This window comes from Pyxidicoccus caerfyrddinensis, from assembly GCF_010894405.1.
Taxonomy (GTDB): domain Bacteria; phylum Myxococcota; class Myxococcia; order Myxococcales; family Myxococcaceae; genus Myxococcus; species Myxococcus caerfyrddinensis.
In genome coordinates this window covers 214,138-227,113 of the sequence record NZ_JAAIYA010000009.1, presented here as the reverse complement: position 1 = coordinate 227,113, position 12,976 = coordinate 214,138, and the positions used below count along the sequence as shown (strand labels likewise).

Here is a 12,976-nt window from a genome sequence, read left to right as displayed (position 1 = left end):
AAGCGCGTTCAGGTGGACCGGGGTGGTCCGCCAATACAAGGAGCAGTCAGAAATGGCCGTGAATCAGGAGAAGGAAAAGGCGATCGAGCTGGCGATGTCCGCGGTGGAGCGCCAGTTCGGCAAGGGCTCCATCATGCGGCTCGGCAAGGACGAGCCGCTGGTGCGTGACATCCAGGCCATTTCGACGGGCTCGATCTCACTGGATATCGCCCTGGGCGTGGGTGGCGTGCCCAAGGGCCGCATCATCGAAATCTTCGGGCCGGAGTCCTCCGGTAAGACGACGCTGTGTCTCCACATCGTCGCCGAGGCGCAGAAGCGTGGCGGCATCTGCGGCTACGTGGACGCGGAGCACGCGCTCGACGTGGGCTATGCCCGCAAGCTGGGCGTGCGCACCGATGACCTGCTCCTGAGCCAGCCGGACACTGGTGAGCAGGGGCTCGAAATCGCGGAGATGCTGGTGCGCTCGGGCGCCATCGACGTGCTGGTGGTGGACTCCGTCGCCGCGCTCGTGCCCAAGGCCGAGCTCGAGGGTGAGATGGGCGACGCCCACATGGGCGTGCAGGCCCGCCTCATGAGCCAGGCGCTCCGCAAGCTCACGGGCACCATCTCCAAGAGCCAGACGTGCGTCATCTTCATCAACCAGATTCGCATGAAGATTGGCGTGATGTTCGGCAACCCGGAGACGACGACGGGCGGCAACGCGCTGAAGTTCTACGCGTCGCAGCGCCTGGACATCCGCCGCATCGGCGCCATCAAGAACGGCGAGAACGTGGTGGGCAGCCGCACCCGCGTGAAGGTCGTGAAGAACAAGGTGGCCCCCCCGTTCAAGGAAGTCGAATTCGACATCATGTACGGCACGGGCATCTCCCGTGAGGGCGACCTCATCGACCTCGCCTCCAACGACAACATCGTGGAGAAGAGCGGCAGCTGGTTCTCCTTCAACGGGGAGCGCATCGGCCAGGGCCGTGAGAATGCCAAGGACTACCTCAAGGAGCACCCCGAGGTGGCCAAGGACATCGAGGCCCGCGTGCTGGAGAAGTACGGCATCACCAAGGGGCCGGCCGCCGCCGCCGCGCCCGCCGCGGAGGAGCCCGCCGCCGAGGGGGGCACCGAGAAGCGCGCCCGTGTGAAGGCCGTGAAGTGAGCCGGACTTGAGACGTGGACCCTTCGGGGTCCACTTCCTCCGGTCAATGCAGCGTGAGTACGAGGGCCGGCCTTCCGCGAGGGGGTCGGCCCTCTCGCTTTTCTCCCCGCGCCACGCCCGCACATACCGCTGGTGGATGACACAGCGCGTTGCGTAGAGAAGCGCAAGTGGATGTTTCCTGGCGAGCAGATGTGCGTCTTAGACTCCGCGCTCCAGTTTCCAAAACCCGCCCGGAGTCCTGCCTTGATCGACCCATTCAAGCGTCGCAGTTTCCTTCAAGCCGTCGTCGCCGTCGCGGCGAGCACCGCGTTCGGTTGCAACGAGGACGAGTCGGGGGCGCCGTCGGATGACACGGCGAAGTTCTTCCCGCAGTCGGTGGCCTCGGGCGACCCGCGCCCGGACAGCGTGGTGCTGTGGGTGCGTGCGGTGGACCCGGACAACGCCAGCGCCAACCGGGCGGTGCAGCTGGAGGTCTCCACCAGCCAGGAGTTCAGCAGCCTGGTGCTGAACCAGTCCTACTCCGCGCTCGCGGCGCATGACCACGCCCTCAAGGTGAAGGTCACCAACCTGTCGCCGCGCACGACGTACTACTACCGCTTCACCGTCGACGTGAATGGCCAGAAGGTCAGCTCCGCGACGGGCCGCACCCGCACGGCGCCGGCCGCGGGCGCGGACGTGCCGGTGAAGTTCGTCTTCGCCAGCTGCCAGGACTTCATCGGCCGCTACTACAACGCGTGGCAGCGCCTGCTGCAGCTCGACGAGGACCTCGACTTCGTCGTGTTCCTCGGCGACTACGTCTACGAGACGACGGGCGACTCGTCCTTCCAGGACGCCAACGGCACGCGCTCCATCGTCTTCGCCGAGCCGGAGAAGGCGCTGCGCGAGGGCGAGGGCCTGGTGGCCTTCTACGCGGCCAACGCGCTGTCCAACTACCGCGACCTCTACAAGGCCATCCGCTCGGACAAGATCATCCAGAAGGTCCACGAGCGCTACCCGTTCATCATCGTGTGGGACGACCACGAGTTCTCCGATGACTGCTGGGGCGACACCGCGACGTACTCGGACGGGCGCTTCGACGAGAAGCAGACGGCGCGCCGCAAGAACGCGGAGCAGGCCTTCTTCGAGTACATCCCCCTGGACAACACTGCGGCAACTGAAGGTGCCATCGACATCGACCAGGTGGTCGCCGCCCAGGCGGGTGGGACGAAGATCTGGCGTGACTTCGAGTTCGGCCAGCACCTGAAGCTGATGGTGATGGACATGCGCAGCCAGCGTCCGGACCACCTCATCCCCGAGGACGCGTACCCGGGCACGGTGGTCATCGACTCGGCGACGATGCCGGCGCCGTACAAGCCGGCCTTCACGGCGGACACGTTCGCGTACGTCGACATCGACGCCGCGCCGCTCGCTCCGTACAAGCAGGCCCTCCAGGGCGCGTACGTGCAGCAGGCGCGGCAGGCGGGCCTCACCCAGGAGCAGGCCGCCGCCAAGGCCGCCACGTGGGTGAAGGGCAACCAGTCGCTGTTCTACGTCAACCAGGTCATCGACGCCGTCAGCGCGGCGCGCGTGGCCGCGGGCCAGACGGCCATTCCGCGCATCGCCATCACCGCGGAGACGCCGCGCGGCGTGGCGTACGTGCACATGGGCAAGCCCTCGCTCTTCACCATCCAGGGCTCGCGCTACATCGTCGTGAAGCCGGTGTTCGACCTGTTCGCGGGCCTCAAGTACGCCGGCTCCGCGAAGGCCAGCGAGAACGCGCTGGGTGACGCCCAGGAGGCCTGGTTCAAGGAGACGGTGAAGGCGGCCAACACCTGGAAGATTGCCGTCTCCTCCGTGTCGCTCACCGCCATGGTGTACGACTTGTCGCAGAAGACGGACATCCCCGAGACGAACCTGCGCCAGTCCTTCTACTTCAACGTGGACCAGTGGGACGGCTTCCCCACGAAGCGCAAGGAGCTGCTGGGGTACATCCAGGCGAACAACCTGCAGAAGAACACGCTGTTCGTCTCCGGTGACATCCACGCGTCCTTCGCGTCGGTGGAAGGCCTGAACCCGGCGTCCCCCACCACGCTGGGCGTGCCCACGCTGACGGCGCCGGCCATCTCCTCCGGCTCCATCAAGGAGCTGGCGGGCCGGGCCCTGCTGGGCGCGGGCTACGGCTCGGGCGCGGCGGTGCACAAGTACATCGTCCAGGAGCTGGAGCAGACGCTGCTGGCGGGCAACCCCGGCATGAAGTTCGCTAACGGCGACGCCCACGGCTTCGTGGTGCTGGAGGTGAAGAAGGACGAGGCCATTGCCTCCTTCCACCTCATCCCGAGCACGGAAATCGCGAAGGACTACTCGCTGCGCGCCGACTCGGAGCTGGCGGCGAAGTTCACGTCGAAGAAGTTCCGCGTCAAGGACGGCGACATCACCGCCATCTGAGCGGGGCAGTTGCCTGATGTGCGGAGGGCCGCGCTGGGAGCCACGTGCTTCCCGGTCGCGGCCCTCGGCCTTTCCAGGAGGTTAAGCTGCCAGGCATGAGTGCTCCCGAGGTCCGACTCCTCCCGGCCCGGCCGGAACACGTGGACTACTGGATGGTGCTGCGCGCGGAGCCCGGGGCGCGCCGCTTCGTGGACACGGAGGAGGACTCGCGCGAGCAGCTGCTGCATCGCATCGCCGAGGCGGGCACGCTGGGTGACTTGCGCGCGAAGGGCTTCCGCTGGTTCGTGGAGTACGACGGGCGGCTCGTCGGCACCGTGTCCGCGCGGGACGTGTCGCGGCTGCATGGCCGGGCGCAGCTGGGCTACATGCTGTCCGACGCGTACCACGGCCGTGGGCTGGGCACGCGCGCGGTGGGGATGATGCTGGAGCAGCTCTTCACTGCGCTGCCCTTCCTCCAGCGCCTGTGGCTCGTCACGCTGGCGGAGAACGCGGCGTCGCAGGGCGTGGCGCGCAAGCTGGGCTTCACGCTGGAGGGCACGATGCGCGGCCACTGCATGCACCTGGGCCAGCGCAGGGACCAGCAGACCTGGGGCCTGTTGCGGCCGGAGTGGGAGGCGCGGCGTCGCGGGGAGGCGCACTTGCGGTGAGGTGACCTGCTCCGGACGCATGGGGCGTTCTCCACGCGTCGCTTCAGGCGGCTGGTCTCTGGGAGGCGCAGGAGGGGCGGGTTATAGAAATGGCGCCATGCACGCCTACGCCGTCGAGCTTTCCCAGGAGCTGGGCCTCAAGCCCGAGCAGGTGGACCGGACCCTCGCGCTGAATGAAGAGGGCGCCACCGTTCCCTTCATCGCGCGCTACCGCAAGGAGGTCACGGGTGGTCTGGACGAGGTTCAAATCCAGACCATCCTCGACCGCGCCTCCGAGCGCGCCGAGCTGGACTCCCGCCGCGACACCATCCTCCGCACGATTGAGGAGCAGGGGAAGCTGACGCCCGCGCTGGAGAAGGCGCTCAAGGCCGCCAAGACGCGCACCGAGCTGGAGGACCTCTACCTCCCGTACAAGCCCAAGCGCCGCACGCGCGCCGCCATTGCGCGCGAGCGCGGGCTGGAGCCGCTGGCAGACCTGCTCTGGAAGCAGGAGGGCAAGCGCGGTGACGACCGGGACGGGAAGGTGCGCCCGTTCGTCAACGCGGAGAAGGAGGTGCCGGACCTGGACGCGGCGCTCGCGGGCGCGCGCGACATCTGCGCCGAACGCGTGGCCGAGGACGCCGGCTTGCGCCGCGAGGCTCGTGAGGTGTGCGCGAAGCGGGGCGCGCTGCGCTCGGACGTGGTGGCCTCCAAGAAGGGCGAGCAGACCAAGTTCGAGAACTACTACGGCCACGAGGAGCCGCTGTCGCAGGCCCCGTCCCACCGCGTGCTGGCGCTGCTGCGCGGCGAGGAGGAGGGCGTGCTGAAGGTGAAGCTCTCCATGCCCGACGACGAGGTGAAGGCGCTGCTGGGCTCGCGCGTGGTGACGAAGCCGCAGTCGCTCTTCTCACAGGAGCTGCGCGCGGCGGTGGAGGACGGGTGGGAGCGGCTGATGGGTCCGTCGCTGGAGTCGGAGCTGCGTGCGGAGCTCAAGGAGCGCGCGGACAAGCAGGCCATTGGCGTCTTCGGGGAGAACCTGCGCCACCTGCTGCTCACGCCACCCGCGGGCGCGCGGGCGGTGCTGGCGCTGGACCCGGGCCTGCGCACGGGCATCAAGCTGGCGATGATGGACGTCACCGGCAAGGTGGTGGAGACGCTGACGCTCTACTCGGAGCGCAGCGCGGACGAGCGCGTCCGGGCCGCGAAGCTGCTGTCCGCGGTGGTGCAGAAGCACAAGCCGGAGCTGATTGCGGTGGGCAACGGCACCGGCAGCCGCGAGGCGGAGACCTTCGTGCGGGACGCGATGAAGGCGCTGGGCTCGCAGGTGCCGGTGGTGTCGGTGAGCGAGCAGGGCGCGTCCATCTACTCCGCGTCCGAGGTGGCCCGCGACGAGTTCCCGGACCTGGACGTGAGCCTGCGCGGCGCGGTGTCCATCGGGCGCCGCTTGCAGGACCCGCTGGCTGAGCTGGTGAAGATCGACCCCAAGAGCATCGGCGTGGGGCAGTACCAGCACGACGTGGACCAGGGGCTGTTGAAGAAGAAGCTGGGCGAGGTGGTCGACTCGTGTGTGAACGCGGTGGGCGTGGATGTGAATACCGCGTCGCCGCAACTCCTGGAGCACGTGTCCGGCGTGGGCCCGTCGCTGGCGAAGAAGCTGGTGGCGCACCGCGCGTCGAAGGGGCGCTTCACCACGCGGCGTGAGCTGCTGAAGGTGAGCGGGCTGGGGCCCAAGACGTTCGAGCAGGCGGCGGGCTTCCTGCGCGTGCGCGGGCCGGAGCCGCTGGACGCGAGCGCCGTGCACCCGGAGCGCTACGCGGTGGTGGAGCGCATGGCGAAGGACCTGGGCGTGGAGGTGGGCGCGTTGGTGGGCAACGCGGGGTTGGTGCGGAAGATTGATGCGAAGCGCTACCTGGGCCCGGACCTGGGCGAGCTGACGCTGAAGGACATCCTGGCGGAGCTGGAGAAGCCCAGTAGAGATCCGCGCGGCGACTTCACGGCGCCGCAGATGCGCGAGGACCTGCGCTCGCTGGAGGACGTGAAGGAGGGCATGGTGCTGCAGGGCGTGGTGACCAACGTCACCGCGTTCGGCGCCTTCGTGGACGTGGGCGTGCACCAGGATGGATTGGTGCACGTGTCGCAAATCTCCACGAAGTTCGTGAAGGACCCGTCCGAGGTGGTGAAGGTGGGCGACCGGCTGACGGTGCGCGTGCTCACCGTGGACCTGGCGCGCAAGCGGTTGGCCCTCTCCGTGCGCGCGGCGCAGGAGGGTGGGGCGCCGCAGGCGGGCGCGAGCCGTCCGGCCGTGGGCGGTGCGACGGGCCCGGGACGGATGACGGAGCGCGGCGGTGCGCCCCGGCAGGACTCGCGGCCCTCCGGCGCGGGTGGTGCGGGCTCCGGTGGCAGGCCGTCGTCGGGTGCGGGTGGCCGGCCCTCCGGCCCGTCGGGCTCCAGTGGTTCGGGCCCGGCCGGAAAGCCGTCGTCGGGCAGCGCTTCGGGCTCTGGTGACAAGAAGGGCCCGGAGCCGTTCAACAACCCGTTCCGCAACCTGAAGCGCTGAGCGCGCGCCGAGTCGCGCATGCCGCCGGATCCGGGAAGTGCTCCCGGGCCCGGCGTTTGTCATTCAGGGGATGACTGCTCAGTGGCTCCAGCAGGCGCCCGACGGAGACCGCCCGCAGGCCGAGGCGCCCGCGTTCTCGCACTGCCCGTAGGCGACGCCGTAGATGTAGAACCACGAAGAGGTGCTGGTGCACCGGATGGTGCAGACCGCGCCGGACTGATAACCCTCACAGATGCCCTGCTCCGCCGTGGCGAGCTCCACGTCGGTGGTACCCGAACCCGTATTCTCCGCCAGCTCCCCGGCACCACCGCACGCAACGGCGCTCACGGCAAACGCGGCCAGGACGACACTCTTCACGAAGCTCATGGACTCACCTGTCATTGTTGGGAGGACCCCGGCGGAAGGGGGCAATCACCCGCCGGAGGCGCCCGTTTCGGACGCGCGCCACAGGTACTGAGCCTCAAGGAATTGCGGTATTGCGGGTTTCCCGTATCCGCGTGGGAATTGAACAGACGCGGGCCGCAATGCCAGTCACTCTGTCCACGGGATTGCATTTGACACGGTGCTGAATCAGTCAATGGCGAACGGCCGTGCCTCGTCCGCCAGGGTCCGGTTGCGCGCCAGCAGTCGCGCGAAGCGGTCCGTGCCATTGCGCAGGTCGAAACGGGAGGCAATCTCGCGCGCCTGGCCGTCCACCCACGCGTGCAGCGCCTTCACCTCGTAGCCGCAGTCCGCGCGGTAGCCGGGGTAGGCCTTCGTCAGCCGCAGGCTCACCGTGTCCCGGCCGCCCTCCGCTTGGAAGCGCTCCAAGAGGAACGCGGCCGAGGCGTAGAAGGTGAACCTGTCCCGGTGGCTCGGATGCTCCAGCGCCCAGCCCAGGTGCTTCTCCAGCAGCGTCAGCCCGCGCGACAGGTTGTCCGTCAGCGCGAGGAACTCCAGGTGCTCGCCCACCGTGGCGAGGAACTCGCGATTCTTGGCCACCATCGCGTAGCCGCGCCGGTGGAGCTCTCGCGCCTGCTCCAGGTGCTCCAGCTTGAAGAGCGGGTACAGCAGCGTGCCGAGGGTGAGGTGCGGAATCTCCGCGCAGCCCTGCCGGCCCTCCAGGATGGGCCGCGCCTTGCGCAGCGCCTGCTCCCACTCGCCCTTGTCGATGTGGTGGTCCAGCTCGTCATCTAGCTCGCACGCGCGGCAGTCCGTGAGGTGGTCCCTGGGGGCCTCCAGCCATGCGGCCCACAGGCGCTCCGCGTCGGCCTCGTCGCCCATCTCCCGCGCCGCCATGTAGCGCAGCTTCAGCACCGAGCGCTTCCCCGCGTCCGCCTTCGCGAAGCACTGCTCCATGTCGTCCAGCGCGTCGGCAATCTGCTTGCGGCTGATGTGCGGGAACTCCTTGAAGCGCCCCACCACCCACTTCTGCTTCCAGAGCATTCCCTCCGGGTCGAAGCGCTTCGGGTCCTTCTTCTGCTGGCCCCGGCACCACGCGAAGGCCACCAGGGCCTTGTCGGGGGCGCCGCCAAACGTCGCCGCGTCGATGAGCGCGTCGCGCAGCATGTAGCCCATCCCCGTGTCCGCGTGCGCGTCCGCCAGCCGCACCGCCTCCTCCAGCAGCCGCACCTTGCCCTCGCCGGGCTCCATCGAGTCCGCGCGCTCCCACAGCCCCTGCGCCTGCTCGCGCCAGTCGCCGGACATCAGTGGAACCCCCGCGAGCCGCCGCCGTCCTCGCCACCCTCGCCGCCCTCGCCCGTGCCGCCGAGCTGCGCGGAGATGAGGCCCAGGAGCCCCTGGTTGAGCAGCGCCATCTCCTGCGCGTTCAGCGGGTGGTGTCCCAGCAGCAGCGCCTGCACGTAGAGCATCTCCACCGACAGCTTCAGCACCTCCCGGTCCGCCACCGCCGCCAGCCGGCGCACCACCGGGTTGTGCAGGTTGAAGCACAACTGCGCCGGCTCACCGCCCGCCGCCGCCATGACGCCGTCGAGCACTCCGGCATAGAGGTCGTCGGACTCCTCGCGCGCCCGCTCGGCGTCACGCCGGAAGACGCCCTCCGCGTCCGAGCTGTAGAGCGTGGGCACCTCCGCCGGGAAGAACTTCTTCACCACCACGCCGCAGCGGAATGGCGCCAGCACGCGCTCCGCCATGCGCAGGAGCGGGAAGACGGCCTCGCGCTCGTCCAGCGTCAGCTCCTCGAAGCTCTGCGGCAGGTCCGCCGTGGAGAAGGGCTCCACCTGCGCGTCCGGCACCACGTGCGGCAGCTTCTCCAAGAGCGCCGCGTCGTGCGTGTACGCCGCGTTGATGATGCACAGCCCTTGCGCGCCGGCCACCCGCGCCACCTGCCGGAAGCCGTCCAGCGTGGGCGTGTACCGCACCACCGGGTGCGCGCGGCGGTAGTCCGCCAGCGTCATCACCCCCATCGACGTCTCGAAGGGGAGCCAGTGGATGACGAGCTTGTAGAAGTCGTCGTCGTCCAATGCCAGCGCCTTCACGCTCAGCCCGTGCAGGGCAATCAGCCGCTGCAGCGCGCGCGGGTCCTCGTGCGCCAGTTCCACCAGGTACGTGCGCAGCCCCTGGCCCAGCGCCTCGCGGGCCAGTGCGAGGGACTCGTCCTCGTAGAAGGACTCGCGGCTGGCGGTGGGGCGCAGCGCGTTGGCGTTGACCACGCACTTCACGAAGAAGGCCCACTCGGGAAGCAGGTTCTCCGCGCTCTCCGACAGCAGCATGTGCTTGAGGTACACGCGGTGCTTCTGCCGCGCGTTGAAGTGCGGCGACGCCGGCAGCACGAAGGCCACCCCGTCCACGTCGCCCGCCGTGGAGTGCAGCGGAATGCAGTCGATGAAGTCCGTGCCGAACACGTCGCGCCCGTAGGCCAGCAGCGCCTTGCGGCGCTCGGACGCGCTCTCGTAGTCGCGGCGCCAGGGCGGGCCGTCCGGGTTGAGCTGCTCGGTGCGGTCGCCCGCGGTGAGCTGGATGGGGAAGGGGAGCAGCCCGCCGTAGTGCCGGGCCAGGTGGCGCAGGCGCTCCGGGGCGAACCACTCCGTCATGTCCTGGCGGGCCATCAGGAATACCTGGGTGCCCGGCCTGTCGAGCGGGTGCTCGGACTGCCGCACGGCGTAGGTGCCGTCATGCCGGCCGCGCCACTCCAGCGTGCGTCCGTCCCCGCGCACCGAGCGCGTCACCACCAGCAGCTCGTCGCACACCATGAAGCACGACAGCAGGCCGATGCCGAACTGGCCGATGAAGTCGTTGCGGCGGGCGGCCAGGGCCTCCTCGCGCTTGGAGGACTCGCCAATCGTCGCGAGGAAGCGGTGGATTTCGTCCTCGGTGAGCCCCACGCCGTCGTCGCTGAAGAGGAGGGTGGGCGGGCTGCCGTCCTGCTTCTCCATCAGCTCCAGCCGGACGGTGCCCGCGTGCCCGGGCTCCAGGAGCTGGCGCGCGCGGATGGCGTCCGTGGCGTTCTGCAGCAGCTCGCGCACATAGACTCCTGGCGAGCTGTAGAGATGGTGCGACAGGAGGTCGATGACCCCACGGAGGCTGACTTGGAATCGGTGGTCCACGGCGGCCGGGGACGTTAGCGCGTGGCCGCCCCGGGCGGGGAACGAAGCTCAGCGCGCCCGGGAGTCCTTCCGGCTGTCCGCGTGCCCGTCATGTCGACGGACGAATCGAGCTTGAGCCGCTCCTTCCTCTGGAGCATCTGTCCTCCGGGGAGCAGGCGGGAGCACCAGCCCCTTGAGTGGCCGCCCGGGAAGTGACAAGCGGCGGCCCGGACGTGGCGTGCCTCCAGGGCACCACGGCGGCAGCTCGACAACTTCGACGCACAGGAGTGGACACATATGCGGACGCAGCTCATGGCAGTGGTGGTGGGAGCGCTGATGACCCTCGGCGGGACGGCGGCGGCGCAGGGCACCCCGGCCGCTCCTCCGGCGCAGGGCAAGGCCGCGGCGGGCGCCAAGGCCCCGGCGGCGGCCACGAAGGGGAAGACGGAGGTGACGTGGTGGGGCCACGCGGCCTTCATCGTCCGCACCCCGGGCGGCGCGGTGATTGCCATCGACCCGTGGCTCACCAACCCCAAGGCTCCGCAGGGCGCGGCCCAGCCAGAAGCGCTGGACGCCATCCTCGTCACCCACGGCCACTTCGACCATGTGGGTGAGACCAAGGCGCTGGCCCAGAAGACGGGCGCGAAGGTGTTCGGCTCGTTCGAGCTCATCAACCTGCTCGGGCTGCCGGAGGCCCAGGCCGTGGGCGCCAACGCGGGCGGCACCTTCAAGGTGAAGGACGCCACCATCCACCTGGTTGAGGCGGTGCACTCGAGCAGCTACCAGGCGGACCCCAAGGCCGCCGCCCAGTACGCGGGCGCCCCGCTGGGGTTCGTGGTGGCCATCGACAACGGCCCCACGCTGTACCACGCGGGCGACACCGGCACCTTCGAGGGCATGTCGCTCATCGCCACCCAGTTCAAGCCCACCGTGGCCATGCTGCCCATTGGTGGCCACTTCACCATGGGCCCGGCGGAGGCCGCCCAGGCGGCGCGGCTGCTGAAGGTGAAGAGCATCGTCCCGATGCACTACGGCACCTTCCCCCTGCTCCAGGGCAACCCCGACGCACTGCGGGGTGAGCTGAAGACGCTGCGCGGCCCGGCCAAGGTGCTGGACCTGGAGCCCGGCAAGGCCACCGCGCTGTAGGCCATTTCCCCAGGTCGGCGGCCCCGCGGCGCTCCAGTAGCGCGGGTTCTGGGCCGCTGACTCATGGGGAACGGACCCGTCCCCGGGCCGGGTGGAATCCAGAAAGCGACTGGGTTACATCCGGAGCTCACTGCTCCCGGTCCGCCGGCGGCGGTCGAGGGGGTGTACCGGTGTTGGACTTCAGCAAGGCGGGATGGTTGCTCCCGCTCCTGGACGAGGCGATGGCCTCCGCGAGCGCGCCCTCGCTGGAGCCGTCCGCCGCGCCGCTGGGGTCTGGCCGTGCCCGCGCCCGCGCGTACCTGCGCCGCACGCTGCGCGCCAGCGGGCTCCTGTATGGCACCCCCGCGGACGCCCCCATGCCGGAGGACACGGGCGCCCCCACGGAGTTCCAGGCGCGGGCGTTGGAGGAGCAGCTCTTCCGCGCGGTGGTGAAGACGCTGGCGCGGCTGGCGCTGGACGTGGCGCACCTGGTGGGGGCTCCGGCGGGGCCTCGCGGGGAGCAGCTCCTGCTGCTGTTCGCGGTGCTGACCGGGGAGCTGGACCTGGCGGTGGCGCTCGACAAGTGTCTGGCGGCTGGGAAGCCGGTGCCGAAGCGGCTGGCGGGGAAGGTGGAGGCGGCGCTGCGCAAGCGCGAGCCGACGCTGGCGGGCGACCCGGTGTACGGGCTGGTGCTGCACAACGGCGCGCAGTACGCGGACGCGCAGCTGTTCTGCCGGCAGGCGATTGACTACTTCTCCACCGGGCGGTTCCAGCGCGAGCGCGCGCAGCGGCGGCTGGACTTCGCGGCGAAGCAGAAGGCGCTGCTGGTGGACGTGCTGACGGGGCTGGCGTGCGTGGACCGCCTGCCCGGACCGCCCGCGCGCCGGGCGATTCTGCGGCAGGTGGAGGACCTGCGCCTGCCGGACGCCATGGAGTCGGAGCTGAAGGCGGCGGTGAAGCAGTCCTTCGAGCGGCGGCGCTCGGTGCGCGACGTGGTGAAGCAGGTGCGCAGCGTGGACATGCGGCACTTCCTGCTGGAGCAGACGCTGCTGGCGGCGCTGGTGGACGGCCGGCGCACGCGGCGCGAGCGCGTCTTCATCACCGAGCTGGCGGACGCGCTCCACGTGCCGAAGGAGGAGCTGCACCGGCTGGAGCTGGAGATGGCGGAGTTCTACGCCCAGCACCGCTCGCTGGTGGACGTCTTCACGGTGACGGACGCGGCGGGTGCCATGGGTGAGGACATGGTGGCTGGGATGCAGGAGACGCTGGAGAAGAACTTCCACCGGCTCATGCAGGAGGTCCGCGAGACGGGGGACCTGGCGGTGCTGCTGACGAAGGCGGCGCGGCGGCAGAAGCTGACGGGTGAGGAGCGCAAGCGGATGCGTGCGCAGCTCATCGACGTGGCGAAGGCGATTCCGGCGCTCGCCATCTTCGCGGCGCCGGGTGGGTTTTTGCTGCTGGCGGCCCTGACGAAGGTGCTGCCCTTCAGCCTGCTGCCCAGCTCGTTCCAGGAAGAGGAGCCCGTCGAGGCGGACAACGACGAGCTCATTCCGGAGCGCGAGGTAGGGTGAGGCGG

The 12,976-nt window shown here is 69.7% G+C and carries 9 protein-coding genes; 6 read left to right on the top strand and 3 right to left on the bottom strand.

The features are described from left to right. The first annotated feature begins 52 nt into the window (after positions 1-52). From recA to G4D86_RS23120, 4 genes are all read left to right on the top strand, one after another. A complete protein-coding gene (gene recA / locus G4D86_RS23135; protein ID WP_163996166.1) occupies positions 53-1,144 on the top strand; it encodes a recombinase RecA in 1,092 nt (363 codons plus the stop codon). Positions 1,145-1,315: 171 nt separating this feature from the next. After that, positions 1,316-3,568, top strand: a complete 2,253-nt coding sequence (locus G4D86_RS23130) for an alkaline phosphatase D family protein (RefSeq protein ID WP_163996165.1) — start codon at positions 1,316-1,318, stop codon at positions 3,566-3,568. Between the two features lie 95 nt (positions 3,569-3,663). After that, entirely contained in the window at positions 3,664-4,215 is a 552-nt protein-coding gene (locus G4D86_RS23125) for a GNAT family N-acetyltransferase (protein WP_163996164.1), read from the top strand. Between the two features lie 97 nt (positions 4,216-4,312). Next, a complete protein-coding gene (locus G4D86_RS23120) occupies positions 4,313-6,751 on the top strand; it encodes a Tex family protein (protein WP_163996163.1) in 2,439 nt (812 codons plus the stop codon). A 78-nt stretch (positions 6,752-6,829) separates the two neighbouring features. Here G4D86_RS23120 and G4D86_RS23115 read toward each other — a convergent pair whose 3' ends face one another. The 3 genes from G4D86_RS23115 to G4D86_RS23105 all read right to left on the bottom strand — a co-directional run bounded on the left by G4D86_RS23115 (position 6,830) and on the right by G4D86_RS23105 (position 10,296). Then, positions 6,830-7,117, bottom strand: coding sequence for a hypothetical protein (locus tag G4D86_RS23115; protein WP_163996162.1), 288 nt, complete (start codon positions 7,115-7,117; stop codon positions 6,830-6,832). 204 nt (positions 7,118-7,321) lie between these two features. Beyond that, the gene (locus G4D86_RS23110) at positions 7,322-8,437 is read right to left on the bottom strand and encodes a hypothetical protein (RefSeq protein WP_163996161.1); all 1,116 of its coding nucleotides are present in this window, start codon (positions 8,435-8,437) and stop codon (positions 7,322-7,324) included. Beyond that, positions 8,437-10,296, bottom strand: a complete 1,860-nt coding sequence (locus tag G4D86_RS23105; RefSeq protein ID WP_163996160.1) for an HSP90 family protein — start codon at positions 10,294-10,296, stop codon at positions 8,437-8,439. The genes G4D86_RS23110 and G4D86_RS23105 overlap by 1 nt, the downstream gene beginning before the upstream one ends. Positions 10,297-10,572: 276 nt before the next feature. Here G4D86_RS23105 and G4D86_RS23100 point away from each other — a divergent pair, with 276 nt between their 5' ends. Next, entirely contained in the window at positions 10,573-11,421 is an 849-nt protein-coding gene (locus tag G4D86_RS23100) for a metal-dependent hydrolase (RefSeq protein WP_163996159.1), read from the top strand. 197 nt (positions 11,422-11,618) lie between these two features. Further along, complete coding sequence (locus tag G4D86_RS23095; RefSeq protein ID WP_240360424.1) at positions 11,619-12,971, top strand: LETM1/MDM38 family protein; 1,353 nt, start codon at positions 11,619-11,621, stop codon at positions 12,969-12,971. Positions 12,972-12,976: the final 5 nt, after the last annotated feature.